Annotated in this window: 24 protein-coding genes and 1 tRNA gene; 19 read left to right on the top strand and 6 right to left on the bottom strand. The window is 34.7% G+C overall.

Annotation, left to right across the window (positions count from 1 at the left end; genetic code table 11):
* Positions 1-34 precede the first annotated feature (34 nt).
* The 8 genes from trmB (at position 35) to ACFPH8_RS01050 (ending at position 5,306) form a co-directional block, all read left to right on the top strand.
* Positions 35-712: a tRNA (guanosine(46)-N7)-methyltransferase TrmB gene (trmB, locus tag ACFPH8_RS01085; protein ID WP_376858117.1), complete on the top strand. Its 678-nt coding sequence runs from the start codon at positions 35-37 to the stop codon at positions 710-712.
* Complete coding sequence (locus ACFPH8_RS01080; RefSeq protein WP_376858116.1) at positions 712-1,341, top strand: LysE family transporter; 630 nt, start codon at positions 712-714, stop codon at positions 1,339-1,341. The genes trmB and ACFPH8_RS01080 overlap by 1 nt, the downstream gene beginning before the upstream one ends.
* The gene (locus tag ACFPH8_RS01075) at positions 1,341-1,670 is read left to right on the top strand and encodes an MGMT family protein (RefSeq protein ID WP_376858115.1); all 330 of its coding nucleotides are present in this window, start codon (positions 1,341-1,343) and stop codon (positions 1,668-1,670) included. Before ACFPH8_RS01080 ends, ACFPH8_RS01075 begins: the two co-directional genes overlap by 1 nt.
* Positions 1,671-1,871: 201 nt before the next feature.
* Positions 1,872-3,008, top strand: a complete 1,137-nt coding sequence (locus tag ACFPH8_RS01070; RefSeq protein WP_376858114.1) for an Mrp/NBP35 family ATP-binding protein — start codon at positions 1,872-1,874, stop codon at positions 3,006-3,008.
* 3 nt (positions 3,009-3,011) lie between these two features.
* Positions 3,012-3,254 (top strand): NifU family protein, encoded by a 243-nt coding sequence (locus tag ACFPH8_RS01065; protein ID WP_248396232.1) that lies wholly within the window; start codon positions 3,012-3,014, stop codon positions 3,252-3,254.
* A gap of 185 nt (positions 3,255-3,439) precedes the next feature.
* On the top strand, positions 3,440-4,501 hold the full coding sequence (locus ACFPH8_RS01060; RefSeq protein WP_248396229.1) for an NAD(P)/FAD-dependent oxidoreductase: 1,062 nt from the start codon (positions 3,440-3,442) through the stop codon (positions 4,499-4,501).
* Positions 4,502-4,539: 38 nt separating this feature from the next.
* The gene (locus tag ACFPH8_RS01055; protein WP_248396225.1) at positions 4,540-4,872 is read left to right on the top strand and encodes a 2Fe-2S iron-sulfur cluster-binding protein; all 333 of its coding nucleotides are present in this window, start codon (positions 4,540-4,542) and stop codon (positions 4,870-4,872) included.
* Positions 4,873-4,964: 92 nt separating this feature from the next.
* Positions 4,965-5,306, top strand: coding sequence for a YegP family protein (locus ACFPH8_RS01050; protein WP_376858113.1), 342 nt, complete (start codon positions 4,965-4,967; stop codon positions 5,304-5,306).
* Here the strand turns inward: ACFPH8_RS01050 and ACFPH8_RS01045 are convergent.
* From ACFPH8_RS01045 to ACFPH8_RS01030, 4 genes are all read right to left on the bottom strand, one after another.
* Entirely contained in the window at positions 5,299-6,198 is a 900-nt protein-coding gene (locus tag ACFPH8_RS01045; protein WP_248396215.1) for a metallophosphoesterase, read from the bottom strand. The genes ACFPH8_RS01050 and ACFPH8_RS01045 overlap by 8 nt on opposite strands.
* Positions 6,199-6,312: 114 nt before the next feature.
* Complete coding sequence (locus tag ACFPH8_RS01040) at positions 6,313-7,491, bottom strand: acyl-CoA dehydrogenase family protein (protein ID WP_376858112.1); 1,179 nt, start codon at positions 7,489-7,491, stop codon at positions 6,313-6,315.
* 134 nt (positions 7,492-7,625) lie between these two features.
* Positions 7,626-8,657 (bottom strand): AI-2E family transporter, encoded by a 1,032-nt coding sequence (locus tag ACFPH8_RS01035; protein ID WP_376858111.1) that lies wholly within the window; start codon positions 8,655-8,657, stop codon positions 7,626-7,628.
* Positions 8,658-8,732: 75 nt separating this feature from the next.
* The gene (locus ACFPH8_RS01030; protein WP_376858110.1) at positions 8,733-9,443 is read right to left on the bottom strand and encodes a tRNA1(Val) (adenine(37)-N6)-methyltransferase; all 711 of its coding nucleotides are present in this window, start codon (positions 9,441-9,443) and stop codon (positions 8,733-8,735) included.
* Between the two features lie 94 nt (positions 9,444-9,537).
* Between ACFPH8_RS01030 and ACFPH8_RS01025 the strand changes: the two genes are divergently transcribed.
* The gene (locus tag ACFPH8_RS01025) at positions 9,538-10,746 is read left to right on the top strand and encodes a GAF domain-containing sensor histidine kinase (RefSeq protein WP_376858109.1); all 1,209 of its coding nucleotides are present in this window, start codon (positions 9,538-9,540) and stop codon (positions 10,744-10,746) included.
* Here the strand turns inward: ACFPH8_RS01025 and rimM are convergent.
* Positions 10,743-11,270, bottom strand: a complete 528-nt coding sequence (gene rimM, locus ACFPH8_RS01020) for a ribosome maturation factor RimM (RefSeq protein WP_376858108.1) — start codon at positions 11,268-11,270, stop codon at positions 10,743-10,745. The two genes, ACFPH8_RS01025 and rimM, sit on opposite strands and share 4 nt — an antisense overlap.
* 128 nt (positions 11,271-11,398) lie before the next feature.
* Positions 11,399-11,923: a 30S ribosomal protein S16 gene (locus ACFPH8_RS01015; RefSeq protein ID WP_376858107.1), complete on the bottom strand. Its 525-nt coding sequence runs from the start codon at positions 11,921-11,923 to the stop codon at positions 11,399-11,401.
* A gap of 153 nt (positions 11,924-12,076) precedes the next feature.
* Here ACFPH8_RS01015 and ACFPH8_RS01010 point away from each other — a divergent pair, with 153 nt between their 5' ends.
* The 10 genes from ACFPH8_RS01010 to ACFPH8_RS00965 all read left to right on the top strand — a co-directional run bounded on the left by ACFPH8_RS01010 (position 12,077) and on the right by ACFPH8_RS00965 (position 26,396).
* Entirely contained in the window at positions 12,077-13,189 is a 1,113-nt protein-coding gene (locus ACFPH8_RS01010) for a DUF6252 domain-containing protein (RefSeq protein WP_376858106.1), read from the top strand.
* A gap of 188 nt (positions 13,190-13,377) precedes the next feature.
* Complete coding sequence (locus tag ACFPH8_RS01005) at positions 13,378-13,827, top strand: ferritin-like domain-containing protein (RefSeq protein WP_248400654.1); 450 nt, start codon at positions 13,378-13,380, stop codon at positions 13,825-13,827.
* A 399-nt stretch (positions 13,828-14,226) separates the two neighbouring features.
* Complete coding sequence (gene dnaE, locus ACFPH8_RS01000) at positions 14,227-18,615, top strand: DNA polymerase III subunit alpha (protein WP_376858105.1); 4,389 nt, start codon at positions 14,227-14,229, stop codon at positions 18,613-18,615.
* 506 nt (positions 18,616-19,121) lie between these two features.
* Positions 19,122-19,439, top strand: a complete 318-nt coding sequence (gene trxA, locus ACFPH8_RS00995) for a thioredoxin (protein ID WP_066250841.1) — start codon at positions 19,122-19,124, stop codon at positions 19,437-19,439.
* Positions 19,440-19,644: 205 nt separating this feature from the next.
* Complete coding sequence (locus ACFPH8_RS00990; protein ID WP_376858104.1) at positions 19,645-20,574, top strand: DUF58 domain-containing protein; 930 nt, start codon at positions 19,645-19,647, stop codon at positions 20,572-20,574.
* A gap of 121 nt (positions 20,575-20,695) precedes the next feature.
* A tRNA-Asp gene (locus ACFPH8_RS00985) sits at positions 20,696-20,769 on the top strand.
* 406 nt (positions 20,770-21,175) lie between these two features.
* Positions 21,176-23,515, top strand: a complete 2,340-nt coding sequence (locus ACFPH8_RS00980) for a sigma 54-interacting transcriptional regulator (protein WP_376858103.1) — start codon at positions 21,176-21,178, stop codon at positions 23,513-23,515.
* 200 nt (positions 23,516-23,715) lie between these two features.
* Positions 23,716-24,123, top strand: a complete 408-nt coding sequence (locus ACFPH8_RS00975) for a DUF7793 family protein (protein ID WP_376858102.1) — start codon at positions 23,716-23,718, stop codon at positions 24,121-24,123.
* The gene (locus ACFPH8_RS00970; RefSeq protein WP_376858101.1) at positions 24,116-25,960 is read left to right on the top strand and encodes a PAS domain-containing protein; all 1,845 of its coding nucleotides are present in this window, start codon (positions 24,116-24,118) and stop codon (positions 25,958-25,960) included. The genes ACFPH8_RS00975 and ACFPH8_RS00970 overlap by 8 nt, the downstream gene beginning before the upstream one ends.
* Positions 25,953-26,396, top strand: a complete 444-nt coding sequence (locus tag ACFPH8_RS00965) for a response regulator (RefSeq protein WP_376858100.1) — start codon at positions 25,953-25,955, stop codon at positions 26,394-26,396. The genes ACFPH8_RS00970 and ACFPH8_RS00965 overlap by 8 nt, the downstream gene beginning before the upstream one ends.
* The last annotated feature ends 23 nt before the right edge of the window (positions 26,397-26,419 follow it).

Raw genomic sequence — 26,419 nt, 5'->3', positions numbered from 1 at the left:
TTTTGTCAAAACTTTTTTAAACAATACAATAAAATTGGGTAGTAAAAATAAATTAAGACGTTTTAACGAAAACGAGACCTTTAAAAATGTTGTTCAACCAACACGTGAGGAGCTCGTGAATAAAGAATTTGCCTTAAAAGGACATTGGAATCGCGATTTTTTTAAAAATGAGCATCCTATCGTTTTAGAATTAGGTTGTGGTAAAGGTGAATATACCACGGCGATGGCAGAAAAATATCCCCATAAGAATTTTATTGGTGTGGATATAAAAGGTGCACGTTTTTGGCGAGGTGCTAAAACAGCACTTGAAAATAATATGCCTAATGTTGGTTTTTTGCGTACGCAGATTGAATTAATAGATCATGCTTTTGCCGCGCACGAGGTGGATGAAATTTGGATTACTTTTCCGGATCCACAAATAAAATATAAACGTACCAAGCACCGAATGACGAATGCTGAATTTCTAGCACGTTATAAAACCATTTTAAAAACAGATGGTGTCATGAATTTAAAAACCGATAGCGAATTTATGCATGGTTATACATTAGGTTTACTGCATGGAGCAGGTCATGAGGTGTTATACGCCAATCATAATGTTTATAAACAAGAAGGAAGTCCCGAGGAAGTAACGAGTATACAAACTTTTTACGAAAATCAATATTTAGAACAAAACAAACCAATTACGTATATTCGGTTTAAAATTAAAGGTTAGTGAATATAACGCTTGTTTTCTTTATTAGTTTTCTGACGACTTTCTTGGCAACATTGCCACCAGGATTGTTGAACATGACAGCTGCTAAAATCAGCTTAAAAGAAAACCTGACTCGAGGGATTATGTTCTCTTTAGGCGCTTGTTTAATCATTATATTTCAGGCGCTAATAGCAACTGTTTTTGCACGCTATTTAAGTAATCATCCAGACGTTATTGAAATTTTACGTATCGTGGCTTTAATTATTTTCGCCATAATAAGTGTGTACTTTCTGTTTATAGCCAAGTGCACTGAAAAAGAGAAAAAAGATGTTGATGTTCGGAGTAAAACAAGCCGATTTTTTCATGGTATGTTTTTGTCGTCTATAAATGTCTTTCCTATTCCGTTCCAAGCTTATGTAGCTATTAGTTTAGCGTCATTTGGAGTATTAGAATTTCATAACATTGGAATTGCTTCGTATGTGTTAGGTGCCTCTTCTGGGGCTTTTGTGGCTTTGTATATTTACATGATCTTTTTTGATAAAATTAAAGATCGGAAAATAGCCTCTCAAAAAAGCATGAATTATCTTATTGGTATTATTACTGGACTGGTGGCAATTGTAACGCTCTTCAATATTTTAAAGGATTTATAATGAAACCAGAAACGCTTAATTTTTATGAGAAGGTTTATGAGGTGGCAAGGCTAATTCCTTATGGTCGTGTAACTAGTTACGGTGCTATTGCCAAATATTTGGGAGCAGCACGAAGCGCACGAATGGTTGGTTATGCTATGAATGGTTCGCACACCAAGGATGTTCCGGCACATCGCGTAGTAAATAGAAAAGGTTTGTTAACTGGTAAGCATCATTTTCATGGTACCAACCTCATGCAACAACTTTTAGAAAATGAAGGTGTTAAGGTGATTGAAAATCAAATTCAGGATTTTGATAGGCTTTTTTGGGAGCCTATGAGGGAGCTATAAGCTTTAATGAAGGTAAAAAATATATGTAAAGACCTCGATAACTAAACTAAATCCAAGCATCAATCATTTCAATTAAAGCATTTCAAATTCTAAACAATTCACTGTATATTTGTAGTTTAGAATTATTCTCAATAAACTATTAAGCAACTATTGTTACAAACACAAACAATAGCTGTTTTATCATTACAAAATAGTATGGCTATGAAATTAGAAAAACAAGATATATTAAAGGCACTCGAAACCATAACAGTTCCTGGCGAAGGGCAAAATATGGTGGCAAGTGGTGCTGTAAAAAATGTGATGACTTTTGGTGATGAGGTTATTGTTGATATTACAATTGCCAATCCCACTTTACAAGCTAAAAAGAAAACAGAAGTTGAAATCCTAAAAGCTATTCATGAGCATGTTTATGAAAAAGCTAAAATCACTATTAATGTGAAGGTAGATGCGCCAGCTGCAAAACCTAAAAATGAAATTAAAGGAAAAGCCATTCCTGGTATTAAAAATATAATAGCTGTAGCTTCCGGAAAAGGAGGCGTAGGAAAATCTACTGTTACGGCAAATTTAGCCGTAACCTTATCTAAAATGGGTTTTAAAGTTGGGGTTTTGGATGCCGATATTTACGGACCATCCATGCCAATTATGTTCGATGTTGAAAATGAAAAACCTTTAGCAACCACAATTGATGGAAAATCTAAAATGAAACCCGTTGAAAATTATGGTGTTAAAATTTTATCCATTGGCTTTTTTACTCAACCAAATCAAGCGGTTGTTTGGCGTGGTCCTATGGCAGCAAAAGCATTAAATCAAATGATTTTTGATGCTCATTGGGGCGAACTCGATTTCATGTTAATTGATTTACCACCTGGAACAGGAGATATTCACTTAAGCATTATGCAATCGCTTCCTATTACAGGAGCAGTAGTTGTTAGTACACCACAAAATGTGGCACTCGCCGATGCTAAAAAAGGTGTCGCCATGTTTCAACAAGAAAGCATTAATGTACCCGTTTTAGGGATTATAGAAAATATGGCTTATTTCACACCAGAGGAATTACCAAATAATAAATATTATATATTTGGTCAAGAAGGTGCTAAAAATTTAGCTTCGGATTTAAATGTGCGTTTTCTTGGTGAAATTCCATTAGTGCAAAGTATCCGTGAAGCAGGGGATTTAGGTCGTCCAGCAGCCATGCAAACAGCAACACCACTTGAAAAAGCTTTTGAAAAGTTGACCCAAAATGTTGTTGAAGAAGTAGTAAAGCGTAATGATGATTTACCACCAACTGAAGCAATTAAAATTACCACCATGGCTGGATGTTCAGCCGTTAAAAAATAGGTTATGACCACAGAAGAACTACGATTAAACATTGAAAAGGCACTGGATGAAATCCGTCCGTTTTTACAAAGTGATGGAGGCGATATTTCGTTGTTATCTATTGAAGATGATAAACTTGTTAAGGTGCAATTGCAAGGTGCTTGTGTAGGTTGTAGCGTAAACCAAATGACCTTAAAGTCAGGTGTAGAAATGACAATTAAAAAGTATGCACCACAAATACAAGAGGTTATAAATGTTGAAGCTTAAATGATCACTGCCGTTTAGGAGTTGGTCAGGCTTTTACTACGCGCACTCGTTTAAAAGCGCAAACAAATTACGCAATCGGTTAGGCAACCTGATAAATATCATACTATGTAGCATATATTTATTAGAAATTTGTATCCGAAATTAAAGTTGAATAAAAAGAATTTCCCAGGGAATTGGGTAAGACTATGATCAAAACAGATATACTTATTATTGGCGCTGGGCCAACCGGATTATTTACCGTTTTTGAAGCTGGATTATTAAAGTTAAAATGTCATCTTATTGATGCATTACCACAAGCAGGTGGGCAATGTACCGAACTATATCCTAAAAAACCCATTTATGATATTCCCGCTTACCCAGAAATTTTGGCAGGCGATTTAACACTTAAACTCTTGGAGCAATGCAAACAATTTGAACCAGGATTTACATTGGGTGAACGAGCCGAAACCATAGAAAAACAAGAAGATGGCAGTTTTATTGTAACGACCAACAAAGGAACACAGCATCAAGCACCTGTTGTTGCTATTGCTGGTGGTTTGGGTAGTTTTGAACCACGAAAACCGTTAATTGATAATCTGGCACATTTTGAAGATAAAGGTGTGGAATACATGATTAAAGATCCTGAAATTTATCGTGATAAAAAAGTGGTAATTGCGGGAGGTGGCGATTCGGCATTGGACTGGAGTATATTTTTAAGCAATATAGCAAGCGAGGTAACCCTTATTCACCGTAGAAATGAATTCCGTGGCCATTTGGATTCTGTTGAAAAAGTTCAAGAACTAAAAAATCAAGGAAAAATAAATCTGATTACACCTGCTGAAGTCATTGGTCTGGTTGGGCATAATAAACTTCAAGCTGTGGTGGTGTCACAACCCACCCAAATTGAAACAGAATATGAAATCGAGTGCGACCATTTTATTCCGCTTTTCGGGCTATCTCCTAAATTGGGTCCTATTGCCGATTGGGGATTAGAAATTGAAAAAAATGCCATTAAAGTAGATAATTGCTTGGATTATCAAACTAATATTCCCGGAATTTTTGCCATTGGAGATGTTAACACATATCCAGGTAAATTAAAACTAATTTTATGTGGTTTCCATGAGGCAACACTTATGTGTCAATCAGCTTATAAAATTATAAATCCAGGAAAACGCTATGTGCTAAAGTATACAACCGTAGCTGGCGTAGATGGTTTTGATGGTAGTAGAAAAGAAGCGCCAAAGGCTGTAGTTAAAGCCTTCGATTAATATTACTTCCTTTAGATTGTCAAAAAAAAATACTTAAGATGGAACAAGATATTAATATAACAATTATAGACCGTGATGGGGTTTCTCATTCTATTGAAGCACCTACAGATATGGCTATGAATCTCATGGAAGTTGTTCGTAGTTATGAGCTAGCTCCAGAAGGAACTATAGGTATTTGTGGCGGTATGGCTATGTGTGCTAGTTGTCAATGTTATGTTTTAAGTGATACACCATTACCGGAAAAGCAAGATGATGAAGAAGCCATGTTGTCTGAAGCATTTAATGTAAAAGATAATTCGCGTTTAGGCTGTCAAATCCAAATGACACCGGAAATGGAAGGGTTAAAAGTAGAATTAGCGCCAGAAGAATAGATTTAACACCAATTTTCTGTATCATTGTTTGTGCCTTATTGACATTTTTTGTATTCTATATTTCCGAAATACTAATCCTTTAAAAGTCATTTATGGCATTATTTAAAATATTTGTAGATAAGAAAGGACTTTACCACTTTTTATTAAAATCAGATTCCAAACATATCGTTTTTATAAGTGCAGGCTTTTCTTCTAAAGCAAATTGCATTAAGAAAATTCAAACTGTTAAACATAATTCGAAAAATGATCGTGCATTTTCCCGTTTAAAATCGAAATATGGCAGTCCCTATTTTAAATTTAGAAAAATTAAAACGGACGAAACAATTGGCATTAGTGAGTTGTTTTTAAATAAATCATTAATGGAGCGTAAAATTGAAGCCATTAAGCAATCGGCAGTTCATGCTCCTATTGATAAGTTAACCTATACTATTTAGCTTGGTAATCTGTTAATTTTCGTGGTCCTTCTAGTAGCACACGTACAACTCGTAATGTGCCATCATCAGTTGTTGCAATTTGCCATTTTATTAGCGCTATTTCGCCATTTTCAATTTCAATACCAGTAATACTTCTAGGGAAAACACAAGAACCATCATTAAAAAAAGCAATGTCCTTTGGTTCTGGAAATCGAGGTCTGTGGGTATGCCCAACAATGGTAATCAGATTGTTATTTTGTGTAATCCAGTTTTTTATAAGTCGTTCAATTCGCATCAATTCCAAACGGTTTTTTGCAGGACTTGTGGGGTTTGATATTCCCATCACATTTAAGGGTTTCCATAGAACACGAACCAAAAATCGGCTCCATTTCCAAAACGTATAATTCCACCAATCAGCTTGATGGCCGTGGGTTAAAAAAAGTTCTTGCTGCGTTTCTTCATGCTTTAAAACAATAGCTTCATTAATTTGAATATCAGGAAATAAAGGTTCCGCCTTTCCGGTTATGGGTTCAAAATAAGTGGATAAATGCTTTTTAACATAATTAGGGTCTTTGTAAACCATGTCATGATTTCCATATAGTAGATGCAATCGGTTGTTTTTGTAGAATTCCTTGAGCAATAAATATACATGCTTATGCGCTTCAAAAATGGTTTTGAAGGTTCTGTGTTCCCAAAGTTCATCACCATCACCTAGTTCAATATATGTGAACCCTTCAGCATAATAGTGTTTTAAGGCATGGAAATAGGCGTTTTGATTGTTGGCGAAATCGTCGGCAAAACTATTGTCGCCTCTGTGACAATCACTAAATAGTACAAATTTAGAACGATTATCAAACTTGATGATTTTTGCCTCATGTAAAGCTCTATCTAAACGTTTTTTGCTGGATATCATAATGTAAATGTAAACAAAAATGCATAAAAAATGCTTCCCAACTATGAGAAGCATTTTCTTGAAATTTTAAATATTAATCACGCCCGATTAACATTCAGGCAGCGCAATATTAAATTATTTAAAAGCATTTAATCCTGTAACATCCATTCCTGTAATGAGTAAATGAATGTCATGCGTGCCTTCATAAGTAATAACACTTTCAAGGTTCATGGAATGGCGCATAATAGAATATTCACCCGTAATTCCCATGCCTCCTAACATTTGGCGTGCTTCACGTGCAATATTAATGGCCATCTCCACATTATTACGTTTTGCCATAGATATTTGTGCAGATGTTGCGGTTCCGTTTTCACGCATAACACCAAGTCTCCAAGCTAATAATTGTGCTTTGGTGATTTCGGTAATCATTTCTGCTAATTTTTTTTGTTGCAATTGAAATTGTCCAATGGGTTTGCCAAATTGAATACGTTCTTTACTGTAACGTAAAGCGGTATCATAACAATCCATAGCTGCTCCAATAGCTCCCCAAGCAATACCAAAACGTGCAGAGTCTAGACAGCCAAGTGGAGCACCTAATCCAGATTTGTTTGGTAAAAGGTTCTCTTTAGGAATTTTTACATTATCAAAAATAAGTTCACCAGTTGCAGAGGCACGAAGCGACCATTTATTATGGGTTTCAGGTGTTGTAAAACCTTCCATACCGCGTTCTACAATTAATCCGTGAATACGGCCTTCTTCATTTTTAGCCCAAACCACAGCTATTTGACAAAATGGTGCGTTGGAAATCCACATTTTTGCACCATTTAAAAGATAGTGGTCACCCATATCCTTAAAGTTTGTTGTCATGCCGCCAGGATTAGATCCATGATCAGGTTCCGTTAATCCAAAAGAACCAATCCATTCACCAGATGCTAATTTTGGTAAATATTTGTTGCGTTGTGCCTCATTACCATATTTCCAAATTGGGTACATAACTAAAGACGATTGAACCGAAGCTGTACTTCTAACCCCAGAATCACCACGTTCAATTTCCTGCATGATTAAGCCATAAGATATTTGATCCAATCCTGCGCCACCATATTCTTCTGGAATATACGGGCCAAAAGCACCAATCTCTGCTAGTCCTCCAATAATAGATTTAGGAAATTCTGCATTTTGTGCAGCTTCTTCAATAATTGGAGATACATCGCGCTTCACCCATTCTCTAGCAGCATCACGTACTAATTTATGTTCTTCTGTTAAAAGCTCATCCAAGTTATAATAATCAGGAGCTTCAAATAAATCTGGCTTCATATTAATTGTTTTGTTATAAATGTCTAGCAAAGATAATGAAAACGTTTTCAGTCAACAATTTAATAATCTTTTTTTCAGCGTTAAAAATGGGTGTATTTATCTCCTATTCCAATGCAATATAAAACTAGAAAAAATCATTTTTCTTTCTTCAATAAATAGGCATAGGGCTCCATGCCTTTGGTGTGGTCAAAAACAACTTTCAATACAGCAATTAAAGGCAAAGAAATTACGGCACCAACAACACCCCAAAGGGTTGAGAATAAAATAATTCCAAATATGGTTATAAAAGGATTTAAATTAATTTCGTCTCCTATAACCCAAGGTGTCAGCACGTAATTTTCAATTAATTGCGCTGCTGAAACCACACCAATAACTATAAGTGCTGGTGTGGATCCTGCATATAAATAGGAAAGAATAACCGCAACACCACCACCAATTACATTTCCAACATAAGGTACAATGGAAAATAATGCGGCAAAAAGCGCTAAAAATAAAGCGTAAGGAACAGATCCTATTAGAAACCCAATATAGTAGATGCCGAAAAGGAATAACATAATTTTACCCTTTCCAACAAAATAGTTTTTTGTGATTTTTGCTGAATTCACTAAAAGGGAACTCATAGCTTTATCATTAGAAGATAGCTTTTTGAAAAACCTTATAAATTGCTTCTTTTGCATTAGAAACAGAATGATATAAACAAAAATTATAAGAGATTGGGAGAGTAAACTCATTAAGGATGATAGGAATGCACTAGCCAAGCCTTCAGCTTTTTGAACCAATTTTTTATTGTTATCTATATAATCTTTATAATTCCAATTTAATTGCTCATTGGTCCATTGTGAGAAAACATTCAGTTTTTCTGTGGCTTTTTCCTTCATAGTTGGCCAATCTTCAGCCATATTATTTATTTGAGAGCTTATAAGCCAAAAGAGTAATGAAAATACGGCAAGCATTAGTAAAATGGCTATCGTTATAGCCAACCAATTTGGTAACCCCCAGCTTTTAAATTTTTTTACTGGAATATCAAGTAAAATAGCAATGATAGCAGCCACTAATAAGGGCATAATTAGACTTTGTCCAAAATACAACAAGGTCAAAGTGCCACCAAATAGTAAAAGTGTCTTTATTTGATTTAATGCTGAAATTTCTATTTTAGGTGTGCTCAAAATTGGAAGGAATTATAGTGTTTAACTCCATAAAACTACGGTAAAAATTGGCAAACATGGCAAAATATCCAAAATTTACATTTTCAGATAAAAATCTTTAGTAAGTGTTACATAAGCATCTGTGTACTGATGTCTTCCGGTTTCAATGATAATATTGGTTTTTTCTATCGGTACTTCTGTCCGTGTAAAACTAATTAAACTGCGTTTAATTTCGGCGTCGGGATTTCCTTGAACCCGTGTTAACCGGTTTGGAAATAATTGAAAAGTTGCCGCCAAACTAATAAAACTAGCTTCCTCTTGAAAAGGAATAATAACAGAAAACACACCTGCTGCTGAAAGTAACTTGGCAACACTAGCTAAAAGATGATTAAATGGCATGGCATCTTGAAATCTGGCTGTATCACGCTGATGGTTATCTGTTTTAAAATCTTCGGAATAGAAAGGCGGATTAGAAATGATGAGGTCATATTGATCGTCAATTTCTTCAACAAATTCCTCTAGAGAAGCGTGGTAACAAAAGAGTCTGTCTGCCCATACAGAGTGTTCAAAATTATCTACACATTGCTCATAAGCGTTATCATCAATTTCAAGTGCATCTATAACTTCTGCGGCACTCCTTTGCGCTAGCATTAATGCTAACACACCTGTTCCTGCTCCAATATCTAGAATAGAGAACGGATGGTGTTTAATAGAAGTCCAAGCGCCCAGTAACACCGCATCCGTACCGATTTTCATGGCGCAACGGTCTTGGTTTATGGTGAACTCTTTAAATTTAAAATTGGACATAAGAATGAATTATAGTTTCATTTGCTAAAATATTCTTAATTGGGAAAATAAGCAGATTTTAATGCTGTAAATTTACCCTTGAATATATTTACTTATGATAGCCCCAACTTTCCCAGATAATGAAAAGCAAAGACAACGTGCTGTAGAGCAGTATAATTTATTAGATACGCTACCTGAAGCAAGTTATGATGAAATTACAGCTTTAGCATCGTTTATAACGGATGCACCTATTTCTTTAATTACACTATTAGATAACGATCGAAATTTTTTCAAATCTGCTCATGGCTTTCCACTTACGGAATCGCCTAGAGATATTTCATTTTGTGGTCATGCAATTATTTCTGACCATCCAATTACAATCATAGAAGATGCGCGCAAGGATATTCGGTTTAAAGATAATACTTTAGTTATAAATCAAAATGCCGTTTTTTATGCGGGTGTTCCTTTAGTCAATCAAGAAGGTTATAGATTAGGAACCCTTTGTGTTTTTGATACAGAGCCTAAAACACTAAATGAAAAACAAATAATGACCTTAAAGGTTTTGGCTAGTCAGGTCATGCGTTTGTTTGAACAGCAGTTAGTGAATTTAAAATTAGAAAAACTGAAGGAAGAGTTGCTGTTACGGAATGAAAACCTTAAGAAATTTGCTAATGTTGTTAGTCATGATTTAAAGTCGCCCTTGGCAAATATGACCTCTTTAATCGATTTGGTGGAGTCCGATTTTGAAAAGTACGCCTCTCCGGAATCTCTTGAGTATTTGCAGTTGCTAAAGGATTCTTCAAGCTCATTAAGAGATTATATTGATGGTTTATTAATGTTTTATAGTTATTCTGAATTAGGAAGGAGTGGTTCAGAACAATTAAATTTTGAGGCGTTTATGAAGCATATAAAAAACCTTTGTCAAATAGATACTGAAGAGATTGTATTTAATTACACGAAAAATATTGGGGATATTACTGTAAATAAATCTGCTTTATCACAAATATTAATAAATTTAATTTCCAATGCTGTTAAGTATAATGATAAGCAGCAGACACGGATAGATGTTTCTTTTTCAAAAAATGACACGGATTATATGTTTGAGGTTAAAGATAACGGACCTGGTATTCCATTAGGCGAGGAAATAGCTGTTTTCGATTTATTTTCAGTTTATGGTGTGGATAAATACAAAAATAAAGGTACCGGGATTGGTTTGGCTACTGTAAAGAAGCTTGTTGAGGGTTTAGGTGGCAATATAAAAGTAACATCGCCAAAAGATGGTGGTTGTATTTTTAGCTTTAATTTAGAACGATTGGATATTTAATCTAAATACAAATCAATTAAACCTTCTGGCGTATCTAATATAATTTCTTTATTAGCTTTATCTACCTTTACAATAAAAGCATCATTCATAGGAATTAAAATTTCAGTACCATCTTTATCAATTTCAAAAAGTGCTTGTGCAGTTGTGTCATTTACAGATGTTACAATTCCAACGGTTCCAAAATTTACATCTCTTACTTGAAATCCAATGATTTCATGGTAGTAAAATTTATCGCCTTCTAATTTTGGTAATAGATCTAATGGTAAATAAATATCGCATTTTATGAGGGAGTCGGCATCGGCTTCTGAGTCCACATCCTCAAAACGCACGCGCAGTAAATCAGATTTATGGAGTTGGGAAGATTCAATAAAAAAGGGCACCAAATTATTACGTAAATCCACAAACATCGCGTCTAGATTTTCATATAAATCAGGTTCATCCGTATCTAATTTTATAAGTAGTTCACCTTTAAAACTATATTTCGATACTATTTTTCCTAAATAAAAACAATCTTCTTTTTTCATATTTATGGTGTTGCCCTTGGATTCCGATGGTTGTCGGGAGGTAGTCTCACAAAACTCTAATAAAATGGATGTAATAAAAAACCCAGACTTATAAAGTCTGGGTTCAAAAGTATAAAAAATTTTGTTTTTTATTCTTCTTCTTTTGAAGCATCTGCTTCAGCAACAGGCGCATCTTCAGTTGCTTCTTCAGCAACCTGTTCTACTACTGGTGTGTTGGCAGCAATACGCGCTTCATTAGTTGCTTTTTCAGCCTCTAATGCTTTTGCTTTTGCTTCAGCTTGAGCAGCAGTTAAACCTTGCGATTTAGCTTCTACCTTACTAGCTTTTTCTTCTAACCAAGCCGTAAATTTAGCTTCAGCTTGCTCTTCTGTTAAAGCGCCTTTTCTAACACCACCTGCAAGGTGATTTTTCAACATAGCACCTTTGTAAGATAAAATACCTTTAGCAGTTTCAGTTGGTTGTGCACCATTCTGTAACCATGTAACGGCACCATCAATGTTTAATTCAATAGTTGCTGGGTTGGTGTTTGGATTATAAAAACCTAATTTCTCTAGGTATTTACCATCTCTTTTTGCTCGTGCATCTGCTGCTACGATCCAGTAATAAGGTTTTCCTTTTTTACCGTGTCTTTGTAATCTAATTTTAACTGACATAAAAATTAATTAGTGAGGTTCGCGACCTCGATTATTAATAAGGGTGCAAATATACTATATTTTTTTGAAATTTAAATAGTTATGTAAAATTCTATTTCTTATAATTTTTATTCTATTTTTGAGTTCTCATTTTAGTACAATAAACATAAAATCATGAAAAAATTATTTGTTTTAGCCCTAGCATTTATAACGGTTTTTAGCTGTGGTGATGAAATTGAATTTAATACACCGGCGTTACAAGGTAAAAAAGATGGTGAGCGTTGGAAGGCCTTGTTTTACAACGCTAGCTTTAATAATGCCGGAAAACTCGTTATTACTGGTGGTGATAATTTTGAATCCATTACCCTAAATGTTGCAGACTTGGCTATTGGAAATTATCAGCTTGGCGTTGGTAATTCAAGCCATGCCGAGTTCATAGATTTAGAAGATGTTGCCTATTCTACAAATAATGAGCCGGATCCAGATTTTAGTGTGTATCCTCCCGATGGGTTAATTACTATTTCACGTTATGATGCAGCAAATAATACCGTGTCAGGTGAGTTTTATTTTAATGCCTATTCCAGTTCTGGCTTAAAAACGGTAAATTTTAGTGAAGGGGTATTTTTCGATTTGCCGCTTCCAATAGGATCTGGCACTAGTATCATGTCTTGTGATGATGAGATTGCACAATCTGCAATTGCTAAAGAATTATATGTAAATACACCAACCACTTCAGATGATTATTCAGCAAATTGTAATGCCTATAAGCAAGCCTTAATCAATCAGCAAAATGCCTGTATAGATGCGGACGGTTTAATACAAGCAGAAATAGATACCTTAATTTGTAATGATGACGATGGTGATGGTATTCTGTCTGTAAATGAGGATGAAAATGGTGATGGAGATCTAACAAATGATAATACAGATGGTGATGCGCTTCCTAATTATTTGGATGATGATGACGATGGCGACTCCCTGTTAACCATGAATGAAGATGTTAATGATAATGGCGATTTGCGAGATGATGATACCGATGGTGATATGATTCCAAATTTCCTAGATAATGATGACGATGGTGATTCTTTAAACACCATTCTTGAGGATGTTAATGGAAATGGCGATGTAAGAGATGATGATACGGATGGTGATACTATTCCAAATTATTTAGATAACGATGATGACGGAGACGGGATTCTTACCATAAATGAAGACGCCAACGGTGATGGCGATGTAACCAATGATGACACAGATGGCGATACTATTCCAGACTATTTAGATGATATGTAAGGTGATTCTCATAAAAAAATTAACAAACGCGGCTATTTAGTCGCGTTTTTTGTTAAAAAGAGCCAATGTTTTAAAGGTTTTTGGCTATATACTTGACTTCAGCCCTTATATTCCTTATATTAAAATAGATGTGAAACAATACGCATCTTTAAAAAACCTATTGAAATTTAAATGAAAGCGATATTATGATGAAGTTCACAGAAGAAATTTCAAACAAATTAAACGAATTATTAGTAAAAAATTATGATGCCGAAAAGGGGTACATTAACGCCATGAACAACGTGGATAACCCCGAGATAAAAATGTTTTTCAAGCGTAGAGCTACCGAGCGTAGCCAATTTGCTAAAGAACTTCGAACGGAAATCCTTCAATATGGAGAAATTCCAGAAGATTCAGGAAGTTTTAAAGGTACCATGCACAGAAATTGGATGTCCTTGAAATCAACGTTTACAACCAATGATGCGGAAGCCATTTTAGAAGAGGCTATTCGTGGTGAAAAAGCAAGTTTAGAAGAATATAAAGAGATTCTGAAAGACCGAACCTTGCCACCAAGCATAGACTCCTTGTTAATCAAGCATAAAAATGCGATTCAAAGTGCCATAAACACGGAAAAAGTTCATGAAGAATTAGTATCCTAATCGAAATCATAATTATAAGTAATCAACTACAACTTAATTATTAATTAAATGTAAATTGTAATTGATTCGGAAAGCGCAATTGGAAACGGTTGCGCTTTTTGTTTAGGTTGAAGTCAGTATTTAATGAATATTGATGTGTTTTGGAGTTCAAATAGGCGAAATATTTCCAATTAACCGTAAGTGCACTTCGTTTTTATAATATCTACAGGTTATAAATTTCAACACAAAATTGTTTATAACTTCATTTTAAAAAAGCATTAATTCTACGTAATTTTATGGTCTCATTTTTTCCAACAAAGTCATAATTTTTTTAGGTGTTTTGAACTGGTTTTAGTTCAGCTTATCTACAAACCATAAACCTTCCACACGGCAGGCAGGCAATTTAACAACAAAGAATAGATGTACTTAATTTTTGATACAGAAACAACAGGTTTACCAAAACGTTGGGATGCACCAATTTCCGATACCGATAATTGGCCAAGATGTATTCAAATTGCTTGGCAGTTACATGACGATATGGGAAACTGTATTGATCATCAGGATTATTTAATAAAACCAGATGGTTTCAATATTCCTTATGATGCTGAAAAAATTCACGGAATTTCAACCGAATTAGCGCAAGAACAAGGATTACCTTTGCAGGCTGTTCTAGAGAAGTTTAATGCCGCCTTAAACAAAACAAAATTTGTAGTTGGACAGAACGTAAAATTCGATCTTAATATTATGGGAGCCGAATTTGTTCGGGGGAATCTAGAAAACAACCTTCAGGAATTGCCAGTTCTAGATACCTGCACGGAACATACAGCAAGTTTGTGTCAGTTGCCAGGAGGACGTTACGGAAAATTTAAATTACCAACATTAACAGAGTTACATCAATATTTATTTAATAAACCATTTGCGGAAGCGCACAATGCCACAGCCGATGTGGAAGCAACTACCCGCTGTTTTTTAGAATTAATTAGACGTGAAGAATACACCAAGGAGCAGTTAGATGTTCAACCGGATTATTTTGAAAAATTTTCCAAAGCGAATCCGCAAGAAATTAAACTGATTGGTTTAAAACACATCAATTTAAAACAAGCCAGTGCCAAGATTCGAGAGCAGATTTTAAAAACCCAAGATGATGGTTTATCGGCTCAAGAAATAAAAGAAAATATTTCGGAGTTAAAAGCTGTTGATTTTGTGCATTTGCATAATCATTCGCAGTTTTCAATTTTACAATCAACCATTAGTATCCCAAAATTAGTAGCGGCTGCAGCGGAGCATAATATGCCAGCGGTTGCGCTAACGGATCATGCAAACATGATGGGAGCTTTTCATTTTGTAAAAGCGGTTAGCAATCACAACAAAAACATCCAAGCAAAAAATAAAGAAGCTGAAGCGCTAGGTGAACCCGCAAATTTCCAAGAAATAAAACCCATTTTAGGTTGCGAATTTTTTGTGTGTGAAAATCATACCGATAAATCTAGAAAAGATAACGGTTATCAAATTGTATTACTTGCCAAAAATAAAAAAGGCTATCATAATTTAGCCAAGTTATCATCTCATGCTTTTGTTGATGGTTTTTACTATTTACCCCGAATTGATAAAAAGCTCATTCAACAATACAAAGAAGATTTAATTGTCCTTACCGGAAACTTATATGGTGAAGTGCCAAGTAAAGTTTTAAATATCGGTGAAAACCAAGCCGAAGAAGCACTTTTGTGGTGGAAACAAGAATTTGGAGACGATTTATATATTGAAATTATGCGTCATAATCAGGAGGATGAAAATCGTGTGAACCCTGTTCTGATTGAATTTTCCAGAAAACATGATATCAAACTCGTCGCTTCCAATAATACCTATTACGCCAAAAAAGAAGATGCTAATGCACACGATATTCTACTCTGTGTAAAAGATGGAGAAAAGCAAGCTACGCCAATAGGCCGCGGACGTGGTTACCGTTACGGAATGCCTAATCAGGAGTATTATTTTAAGTCGTCCGAAGCTATGAAGGAACTCTTTAAAGATGTTCCCGAGGCCATCAGTAATATTCAGGAAGTCGTTGATAAAGTGGAAGCTTTTGAATTAGCACGTGATGTATTATTACCTGCTTTTGATATTCCAGAGGAGTTTAAAGATGCTGCCGATTTAACAGATAACGGCAAGCGTGGAGAAAATGCATTTTTACGTCATTTAACATATCAAGGTGCTAAAAAACGCTATGGGGAAGCGCTTTCGGAAGAAGTAACGGAGCGTTTGGATTTCGAATTAAGCGTTATTCAAAACACGGGGTATCCAGGGTATTTCTTAATTGTGGAAGATTTTATTCGCGAAGCTAGAAATATGGATGTCTCCGTTGGGCCAGGTCGTGGATCGGCAGCAGGTTCGGTGGTTGCCTATTGTTTATGGATTACCAATATTGATCCGTTGAAGTACGACTTACTTTTTGAGCGTTTCTTAAATCCAGATCGTGTAAGTATGCCGGATATCGATATTGATTTTGATGATGAAGGTAGAAGTCGTGTTATGGATTATGTTATTGATAAGTATGGTAGCAGTCAGGTAGCGCAAATTATTACCTACGGCACCATGGCAGCCAAATCCTCTATTCGTGATACTGCACGTGTATTGGATTTGCCACTATTTGATGCCGATAGGATTTCAAAATTAATTCCTACCATGTCCAAGTTGAGTAAGATTTTTGGCATGAGTGAAAAGGAATTAAGCAGTAAATTCCGTGCCGAAGATTTAGAAAAAGTGAACGAGCTTTTAAATATTTCTGAAGGTTCGGACTTACAGGCTGAAACCGTTAATCTTGCGCGAATATTAGAAGGTTCGGTAAGAAATACCGGAATTCATGCCTGTGGTGTTATTATTACACCAGATGATATTACCAAATTCGTTCCCGTGTCCACGGCTAAAGATTCCGATTTATATGTCACCCAATTTGATAACTCGGTTGTTGAAGACGCTGGATTATTAAAAATGGATTTCTTGGGTTTAAAAACGCTAACTTTAATTAAGGATACCGTTAAAATTGTTAAAGCCAAACATGATATTGATTTGGATCCAGATACGTTTCCTTTGGATGATGAAAAAACGTATGAGTTATTTCAACGTGGCGAAACGGTAGGTGTTTTCCAATATGAATCGCCTGGCATGCAAAAACATTTAAAGGAATTAAAACCGACAGTTTTTGAGGATTTAATTGCCATGAATGCCTTGTACAGACCAGGTCCTATGGAATACATACCAAGTTTTACAAAACGTAAACATGGTAAAGAAGATATTGAGTACGATTTACCAGCTATGGAGGAGTACTTAAAAGAAACCTATGGAATTACAGTTTACCAAGAGCAGGTAATGTTATTGTCACAAAAACTAGCAAATTTTACCAAGGGTGAAGCCGATGTTTTGCGTAAGGCCATGGGTAAAAAGCAAATTGCGGTTTTGGATAAAATGAAACCGAAATTTATTGCCCAAGCCGAAGCTAATGGGCACGATGCTAAAAAATTAGAGAAAATTTGGAAGGATTGGGAAGCCTTTGCAAGTTATGCCTTTAACAAGTCGCATTCCACATGTTACGCATGGATTGCTTATCAAACCGCTTATTTAAAGGCGCATTATCCAGCTGAATATATGGCAGCTGTATTATCCAATAACATGAATGATATTAAGCAAGTATCGTTTTTTATGGAAGAATGCAAGCGCATGAAACTGGCTGTTTTAGGGCCTGATATTAATGAGAGCTATTATAAATTTTCCGTAAACCAAGATTATGCCGTTCGTTTTGGTATGGGAGCCATAAAAGGTGTGGGTCATGGAGCCGTAATGACCATTGTAGAAAACCGTAAAAAAGATGGTCCGTTTAAATCAATTTTCGATTTTGCCAAACGTATAGATTTACGAGCAGCCAATAAACGGGCTTTTGAAAATTTAGCACTTGCCGGAGGTTTTGATGGGTTTACAGACACGCATCGTGCGCAATATTTCCATGATGATGGTGATGGTATTACCTTTTTAGAAAAAGCGATTAAATATGGCGCCAAACATCAAGAAAATGAAAACTCTGCACAAGTAAGTCTGTTTGGCGAAGCTAGCGATGTGCAAATAGCAGAACCAGAAGTGCCACCTTGTGAGGAATGGGGAACCATGGAAAAATTAGCCCAAGAAAAAGAGGTAGTTGGTATTTATATTTCGGGCCATCCGTTGGATGATTTTAAAATTGAAATGAAAACATTCTGTAATGCGGAATTAGCCTTATTAGAAAATATAGAACCTTATGTAAATCGCGAATTGACTTTTGGTTGTGTGGTAACCGATGTGCAACATCGGGTGAGTAAGCAAGGAAAAGGTTGGGCTATGTTTACCGTTGATGATTATACCAATAGTTTTGAATTCCGAATTTTTGGCGAAGAATATTTAAAGTTCAGGCACTTTTTGCTGAAGAACTCTTTTGTACATGTTAAGATTTTTATTCGGGAAGGTTGGATTAAAAAAGATACAGGCGTACGTGGAGAGCCACGGATTCAATTTAATAGTTTTCAGTTGTTGCACGATGTGATGGACACCTATGCCAAGAAACTTTCCATCCAATTAAATATAACCGATTTAGAAGAGTCGAAAATAAGTCAATTACAGAATTTATTACGCAGTCATGTTGGTGATCATGCCTTAAATTTTATTGTTTACGACAATGAAGAGCAGATAAAATTAAACATGCCGAGTAGAAAACAAAAGGTGCAAATTTCGCAAGAGTTGTTATTAGAATTGGAGCGTAATGATGTGTTTTATAAGTTGAATTAATGTGTCACACGGCACGCAGTCGAAGAGCTTTAAAAGACTTGCTTTAAATTATTGAGGATTTCGAAAAGAATAAAGAGTAAAGAAAAAGAGACGAGAATAGTGTAAAGAAAAAGAATCAAGAAGAAAGAAAACAGATTGAGTTCAAAATTTAACAGATGTCTCAATCTTGTAAATTATTTCGCCAAGGAATTGTTTTTATAGCTAAATGTTAGATTTTTTGAACCATGAACCATGTACTTTCAAGGTTCGGTTTCCGTGTAAAGGATAGAGTACTTGCTGGAGCTCTCCCGATTTTTTCATCGGGAAGCGACGTACGAAAGCCTGACGCTTTGTAGTGACAACGGAAAAGGGGGACACCCAAATAGTTAGTATAACTGGAAGTAATGTAGCCATAAACAAAACAAATTGTCAGGTTGTAAGCTTTGGCAGAATTTTTGACTAATATTGCATAGATGTCTGTTTACAGGCGGTTAAAATTGAAGTATAACATATTAAATTTAAATATTATGGCATTAGAAATTACAGATGCAACGTTTGAGGAAACAGTATTAAAGAGTGACAAACCTGTAATGGTTGATTTTTGGGCAGCTTGGTGTGGACCATGTCGTATGGTTGGACCAATCATTGACGAAATTGGCAAGGAATACGAAGGTAAAGCCGTTGTTGGTAAGGTAGATGTTGACGCCAATCAGGAATTTGCTGCCAAATACGGTGTGCGTAACATTCCTACGGTATTGGTTTTTCAAAACGGTGAAGTAGTAGGTCGTCAGGTTGGTGTTGCACAAAAAAGTGCTTACACGGAGGCTATTGACGCGCTTTTATAGACGTATGTAGAAGCTAGAGAATAAAGGCTAGATTCGAGACTAAAAGATAAAATAGAAAAGGTTTGCTGTTATGGCAAACCTTTTTTAGTTTAGGGCTAACGTAGTTTGGGCGTTTCCAGATAATTTTTGGGTGTATAACCCAAATTCTAAATGATTTTTTAAATCTTCCTTTTGGGAAGCTGTCGTTAAAGCGACAATTGGGTTTATGGATTTACAAAACGAATTAAATAAAGCAGGCGGTTTTAAAAACCTAGAATTACTGGCCAAACAGGTGGTAGAAGGATTTGTTGCCGGTATGCATAAAAGTCCGTTTCATGGATTTTCGGCAGAATTTGCCGAGCATAAAATATATAATCAAGGTGAAAGTACGCGTCATATTGATTGGAAGTTGTTTGCTAAAACGGACAAGCTTTTTACCAAGCGCTATGACGATGAAACTAATTTACGCTGTCATTTAATTGTGGATAATAGTAGCTCTATGCATTATCCAGAGTTGAAGGAATACGGTATAGACGCCTTGAATAAAATAGCGTTTTCGGCATTGGCTTCGGCTAGTTTAATGCATATCTTAAAAAAGCAACGCGATGCCGTTGGCTTGAGCATTTATAGTGATAATTACGATTTTTACGCACCTGAAAAAGGAAGTGAGCGCCATCATCAAATGTTGTTGCACCAACTCAATGCCATGGTGGTAAAGAAGCCTGAGAGTAGAAAAACGGAAACCTTTACCTATTTGCATCAAATAGCAGAAAAGATTCATAGACGTTCATTGATTTTCTTTTTTACAGATATGTTCCAAACAGAAACCGATGATGCGCAATTATTTGACGCTTTACGGCATTTAAAACACAATAAGCATGAAGTAGTCCTGTTTCATGTGTTTGATAAGGAAAAGGAACTGCAATTTGATTTTGACAATGCGCCCAAGCGTTTTATAGATGTAGAAACGGGCGATCATGTTAATTTATACGCGGATCGTATTAAAGAGAACTATGAAACGGCTATTAAAGACTATTTTAAGGATATTCGCTTAAAATGTCAGCAATATCGTATTGCATATGTGGAAGCGGACATTAATAAAGATTTCAATAACATATTGACAACCTATATGATAGCGCGGCAAAAGTTTTTATAAATAAAAAAACTTTAAAATTTATTGAAAAAACATTTGACATATTGAAAAAGCTGTTTATATTTGCACCCGCTTGAGAGGTTATTACGCAAGTAAAAAACCGTTAAGCATGCAATAAAGCAACGGTCTGGTAGTTCAGTTGGTTAGAATGTCGCCCTGTCACGGCGAAGGTCGCGGGTTCGAGTCCCGTCCAGACCGCTAATATTGCAAAAGCTTCAAGAAATTGAAGCTTTTTTTTGCAATAAAACTGCCTAGGTAGTTAAAAATTTAGTTGTGTTGTTTTATCTCGGCAGTAATGTTGAGGTAAATGTAGGATGTTCCCAGTGTTGTTGGGAATACCGATGGAAAGCTTTCCTTTTTTCTTTACAGAAGATTGGGATGCTTTTTTGTTTTAGGGTGGTTTGTAATTTTAATATGCTTAATTTTTATACAAACATTTATATCATCTTCAATAGCAAGTGTCTACAGAATTTTTAAAGAATTCTTTTGCTTTATATTTTATAAACTCTATTAAATTTTGTAATTTCATAAAGGTATTCTCAAGTAATAGCAAAATATTTTAATAATATCACAAATGTACTGTTAAAATAGTATGGATGCCTACATGAAAAAAAACTCCAGTAGATTAAGTCAGAATGAACTCGCCCAATTATTTCATGACAAGACATTGCTATGCTTTTTAAATAGGGAAGGTGAATTTCTGCAAGTAAGTCAACCCTTATGTAAATTTTTGGGCTACCAAGAAAACGAACTTCTATTCAAAAATATAAATTTACTACAGCCTTCATTGTTTAGCGATGACGTTAGAATGGGTTTTTGGGATAGTATTAAAAAGGAAGCGCATTGGAATGGGGTTGTTAATCTCCTTATGTCTGAAGGTAATCGGAAAAACGTTATGTGTAATTTTGTGCGTTTAAAGAATCCAGAAACTGAAAAAGCATATTTTTTTGGTGTTTTCGAACCCAATTCAATGCCTGTTAGTTTTGGAGAATTTACGGCAAATGATATCTGCTTTAATTGGTTTTTTAATAATAGCCCTATAGCAAAATCACTTTTTAGCTTGAAAACATTTCAGTTCGTAGATGTTAATGTGGCTTGGGAGAATTATACAGGATTTAAAAAAGCAGATGTTTTAAATAAAACGCCAAGCAAGCTTAAAATTCATGATATATTTGATTCAAGTTTTATAAAAAAGATACAAGCTAATAAAGACGATTGCATAACCATTGATGAAATAAAATTGAACGTGAGTTCTGGAACACCTAAATATGCAACCATCACCTTTAAAAAAATTTATATACATAATGAAGTGTTCCTTTTACAAATTATAACGGATATTACAGATCGGTTACGTTATCAAAAGGAATTAGAGGCCATGTCCCAAAAATCTGTACAAAAAAAGGACGTTATTTTAAAATTAGCAGGATTAGTTGGTGGTGATTTAAGCTATGTTTTTAAGGAAATAACTAGGCTAACTGCTAAAACCATGCGTATTGAGCGCGTTAGTATTTGGCAGTTTGAAGATGAAAATAACATCATTGCTTGCCAAAGTGCTTATAACCTAAAGGAACACGATTACTTTAAGCAAGCAGAATTCAAAGCGCATGACTATCCAAAATACTTCCAATATTTGTTTAAACATAAGACGCTGCGGGTTGATGATGCTATTCATAGTGAACAAACAGAAGAGTTTGCGGAAAGATACTTAAAGCCATTAAATATTACTGCTACTTTAGATGTGCTGATTCAAGGCCACCAAGCGTATTATGGTGTTTTATGTTTTGAGCAAATTGGTTCAAAAGAAGAATGGACTATTGAAGACGAGGAATTTGCAACGTCAATAGCCAATATTATTTCATTAGCAGTTGAATGTGATAAAAGAAATACAGCTGAAATAGAACTCATTAAGTCCAATCAAAAACTAGTGGGATTAAATTTAGAGTTAAAAAACCTACAAAAAAAACTAGAGCAGGAAAACATCTATTTGCGGGAGGAAATTGATTTAGTTTTCAATTATGAAGAAATGGTATATGGCAGTAATTCGTTTAGCAAAGTGCTAACGGATGTTGAACGTGTGGCAACCACTAAAGCAACCGTATTGCTTTTAGGGGAATCAGGAACTGGTAAGGAGCTGTTGGCAAGAGCAATCCATAATATTAGTGATAGAAAAAACAAGCCCTTGATTAAAGTTAATTGTGCGGCTATTCCTAAAGAACTTATTGAGAGTGAGTTGTTTGGTCATAAAAAAGGATCGTTTACAGGTGCTATTAATGATAAACTGGGGAAGTTTCAATTAGCAGATGGTGGTACTTTGTTTTTAGATGAAATAGGCGAATTGCCTATGGATATGCAACCAAAATTACTACGAGCTATTCAGGAGTCGGAGGTAGAACAAATAGGAAGTACTAAAACAGAAAAGGTAGATATTAGGATTATTACCGCTACGAATAGAGATTTAAAGCAGGAGGTAAAAGATAAAAATTTTCGTGAAGATTTATACTTCAGGATAAACGTGTTTCCAATTACTATTCCGCCTTTACGTGAACGCATTGAGGATATTCCAATACTATTGGAGCATTTTGTAAATAAGTATAGTAAACTTTATAATAAAAGTGTCAAATTTATATCTGAAGAAACCAAACGTAATATGCAATCGTATTCCTGGCCTGGAAATATTAGGGAGTTGGAAAATTTGGTGGAAAGAGCTATAATTTTATCTAATAATGAGAAACTAATTATACCCGATTTCAAGTCGTCCGAAAAGGAGGCCTTAATTTCTTCTACAAGTCTGTCTCTCGATGATGTTCAAAGAATTCACATAAAGAAAATATTAAAAGCAACAAATGGGAAAATTGAAGGTGCCGAAGGCGCAGCTGAATTACTTAAAATGAAGCCAAGTACGTTACGAGATAGAATGAAAAAGTTAGGGATTAAAAAATTGTAATAAATCACGATATACCGTGGAACTCCCGTTTATCGAACATTTATCTCGGTTAGCCGTGGCCTTCAAATAGAGTCCTTTTTGTCTCGTATTTTTCTACCATCTCACTTCCAGTTGTTTAGCGGTTTATTGCAAGGCTATTATTTGTTTGGCATGCATATTGGCATACATAATTTGCATAATGCCCTAAATAATGCAAACCTATGAGTACGTCAAAACTAAATCATTCCGAGAAAGTTAAATTTTGGATTGAAAACGAAATTTTGTTCTGTACGTTTAAACAATCAGATTGTTATCTGACCATTGAAGCATCAGAAGCCTATTTAATGAAAATCCAAAAATTAACGGATGGTAAAGCAATGCCTTTACTTATTGATATTCGTAATTTCATTGGTAATTTTTCTCCTAAAGCAGCCAAGTTTTTTGCCGAAAGTCCCATTTTAAAAAGGCATATTATCACACAAGCTTTTGTAGTGGACACATTGCATAGTAAACTGCTTATTGGGTCTTATAAAAGGCTATTTGCTCAAGATGCACATGTTCAAATTTTTGGTGAAACGGAATCAGCGTTAGCGTTTTGTATGGAATCTAAAAATAAGTTTGATGTATAAAGCAATAACAAACTTAAATTCCATCATTCAGGTAGAGGCTTTGTTGGAGTCTCTAGATAGCCATCTAATAATTTCTGTTTCGGATGCTTGTGGGAAGTTGGTGTATTGTAATGACAATTTTTCTAAAGTGATGAATGTTTCTAAAGAAACAGCTGTTGGTCAAATAAACCACTTATTAAAATTACCAATGCAATCTGAAGCCTTTTTGGCTGGTGAAATATGGCGAGGCGTTTTATCTCATAAAAGAGAAAATAATATGGTTTTTTGGCTAGATACTACTATTGAACCTATAAAGAATGAAAGCGGTGCGATAATAAAATACGTAACTATAAGCAGTGATGTTAGCAATTACTATTGCAAGGGTATAAATAAAAACCCTGTTCATTGTAATGAACAAAAGCTTATTGAAAATTTCACCCAAGATGTTTTATATATAGATAAGTTTGGAAAGATTATAAATACATCTAAAAGTGTTATGCATAATGCGTACGACAGTATTATTGGTTCAAATATTTATGATTTTGTAAACCCTGCCAATCATAATTATGTAAAGAAACAAGTAAATAAGGTGTTTAATCAAGGCAAGGTATGTAAATACCAGTCCATGGGTTTGTCATTAAAAGGCAGACAAACTTTTTTTATTTCGAAGTTAAAACCTATTTTTAATTTGGAGGATGAAATAATGTATGCCACTATAAAAACCAAAAAACATAAAAATAACAATAAAGCATCCATTCAACTAAAAGCTATTGAAACCAAGTACAGCAACATATTTCAATCCATAAATGTGGGTATTTTAGTTGTAGCCAATGGAGTAGGAAATATTATAGAATGGAATAAAGGCGCTGAATTGGCATTTGGATATACTAGCTCTGAAATTATAGGTAAACCATTAACCGTATTAATTTCTAAAAAACAGGTGGACACAGGTGTTAAGGAATTGCTTAAAGCAAAAGATAAACTGGATAATGATTCCTATGGTGATAATATAGAAATGCTGGGTTTACGAAAAAATGGTGACGAGTTTCCGGTGGAGTTTGCTATGAGTAATTGGCAAAATGGCAAGGATAAATTTTATTGTGCAATCATGCTTGATATTTCTAAACGCAAAAAATTAGAGGAGAAATTAAAACAAACAACCAAAGATTTGGAGCTGTTTTTATACCGTTCTGCGCACGACTTAAAAGCGCCATTAACATCCGCGGAAGGATTACTTCACCTCTTAAAGGAGGAAAAGCTTAACAGCAGAACCAGATTGTTAATTGATATGTTGGACGAAACGTTAGAAAAAGGACGCTTTTTGTTGGACGATTTGGCTTTTGCGTCTATTATTTCAGAAAAACGCAGAGACAATACAATTATAGATTTTGAAAAGAAAATTAATACTGCACTTGTGGCCTTAAAAGGTATAAAGAATTTTGATAATATCACTTTTCATGTGGATATTCAGCAGGAAACTGACTTTTATTTCAATCAGGAATTAATAGATTCTATACTTCAAAACCTAATCCACAATACCATTTGTTTTGCCAAATCTAAAACGAATAAACTGACGCCTACCACACATATAAATATTATAAGTAGTGATGATGATATAAGTATTTTAGTTTCTGACAATGGTATAGGAATTCGTGAAGATGATATTGATAAAGTATTTGATCTTTATTTTAAAGCAAATAGTGATAATTCTGAAGGAACAGGCCTAGGGCTTTACATTGTTAAGCGTATTGTAGAAGATTTTAATGGCAGTGTAGAGGTTAAAAGTATAATAAATAAAGGCACCACATTTAGGGTGCAATTACCAAATTTAAAAGAAGGGAGCAAAAACAATGATTGAAAATGTAATGTTGATCGATGATAACAAGATAGATCTATTTGTTAATCAAAGAATTATTGAAAAATACAACCCAAATATAAAAACGCGGGTTTTTAATAATGCTATTTCAGCAATTAGTTTTTTTAAGCTGTTGGAATTAAATACCAATATTAAATCTGTAGCTATTCCAGATGTCATTTTGTTAGATATAAATATGCCGGAAATGAATGGGTTTAATTTTTTTAATGAGTTTAAACTTTTAAACTTTATCAATACACGAGCAATAAAAGTATATATGGTGTCATCTTCCATGTGTTCTATGGACATTAATAAAGCGCGAAATGAACCTTATTGTGCGGGTTATATTACCAAGCCGCTGACGGTCAATAAACTAAAAAACGTATTAAATAAATCAGAAAATATAGAACCAAATGAACCTTTTAAAAAAATAATTTAGTATTTTATCTAACCCAAATCTAA

The sequence above is a fragment of the Bizionia hallyeonensis genome (assembly GCF_042657385.1).
GTDB lineage: Bacteria > Bacteroidota > Bacteroidia > Flavobacteriales > Flavobacteriaceae > Algorimicrobium > Algorimicrobium hallyeonense.
Note: the sequence above shows the minus strand (reverse complement) of the source record. Positions and strands in the feature narration are given on the sequence as shown.

Excerpts from the sequence above, each read along its gene's own strand:
- ACFPH8_RS01075 (WP_376858115.1), top strand. The coding sequence starts at position 1,341 with ATGAAACCAGAAACGCTTAATTTTTATGAGAAGGTTTATGAGGTGGCA.
- ACFPH8_RS01070 (WP_376858114.1), top strand. The coding sequence starts at position 1,872 with ATGAAATTAGAAAAACAAGATATATTAAAGGCACTCGAAACCATAACA.
- ACFPH8_RS01065 (WP_248396232.1), top strand. The coding sequence starts at position 3,012 with ATGACCACAGAAGAACTACGATTAAACATTGAAAAGGCACTGGATGAA.
- ACFPH8_RS01060 (WP_248396229.1), top strand. The coding sequence starts at position 3,440 with ATGATCAAAACAGATATACTTATTATTGGCGCTGGGCCAACCGGATTA.
- ACFPH8_RS01055 (WP_248396225.1), top strand. The coding sequence starts at position 4,540 with ATGGAACAAGATATTAATATAACAATTATAGACCGTGATGGGGTTTCT.
- ACFPH8_RS01050 (WP_376858113.1), top strand. The coding sequence starts at position 4,965 with ATGGCATTATTTAAAATATTTGTAGATAAGAAAGGACTTTACCACTTT.
- ACFPH8_RS01045 (WP_248396215.1), bottom strand. The coding sequence starts at position 6,198 with ATGATATCCAGCAAAAAACGTTTAGATAGAGCTTTACATGAGGCAAAA.
- ACFPH8_RS01040 (WP_376858112.1), bottom strand. The coding sequence starts at position 7,491 with ATGAAGCCAGATTTATTTGAAGCTCCTGATTATTATAACTTGGATGAG.
- ACFPH8_RS01030 (WP_376858110.1), bottom strand. The coding sequence starts at position 9,443 with ATGTCCAATTTTAAATTTAAAGAGTTCACCATAAACCAAGACCGTTGC.
- ACFPH8_RS01025 (WP_376858109.1), top strand. The coding sequence starts at position 9,538 with ATGATAGCCCCAACTTTCCCAGATAATGAAAAGCAAAGACAACGTGCT.
- rimM (WP_376858108.1), bottom strand. The coding sequence starts at position 11,270 with ATGAAAAAAGAAGATTGTTTTTATTTAGGAAAAATAGTATCGAAATAT.
- ACFPH8_RS01015 (WP_376858107.1), bottom strand. The coding sequence starts at position 11,923 with ATGTCAGTTAAAATTAGATTACAAAGACACGGTAAAAAAGGAAAACCT.
- ACFPH8_RS01010 (WP_376858106.1), top strand. The coding sequence starts at position 12,077 with ATGAAAAAATTATTTGTTTTAGCCCTAGCATTTATAACGGTTTTTAGC.
- ACFPH8_RS01005 (WP_248400654.1), top strand. The coding sequence starts at position 13,378 with ATGAAGTTCACAGAAGAAATTTCAAACAAATTAAACGAATTATTAGTA.
- dnaE (WP_376858105.1), top strand. The coding sequence starts at position 14,227 with ATGTACTTAATTTTTGATACAGAAACAACAGGTTTACCAAAACGTTGG.
- trxA (WP_066250841.1), top strand. The coding sequence starts at position 19,122 with ATGGCATTAGAAATTACAGATGCAACGTTTGAGGAAACAGTATTAAAG.
- ACFPH8_RS00990 (WP_376858104.1), top strand. The coding sequence starts at position 19,645 with ATGGATTTACAAAACGAATTAAATAAAGCAGGCGGTTTTAAAAACCTA.
- ACFPH8_RS00980 (WP_376858103.1), top strand. The coding sequence starts at position 21,176 with ATGAAAAAAAACTCCAGTAGATTAAGTCAGAATGAACTCGCCCAATTA.
- ACFPH8_RS00975 (WP_376858102.1), top strand. The coding sequence starts at position 23,716 with ATGAGTACGTCAAAACTAAATCATTCCGAGAAAGTTAAATTTTGGATT.
- ACFPH8_RS00970 (WP_376858101.1), top strand. The coding sequence starts at position 24,116 with ATGTATAAAGCAATAACAAACTTAAATTCCATCATTCAGGTAGAGGCT.
- ACFPH8_RS00965 (WP_376858100.1), top strand. The coding sequence starts at position 25,953 with ATGATTGAAAATGTAATGTTGATCGATGATAACAAGATAGATCTATTT.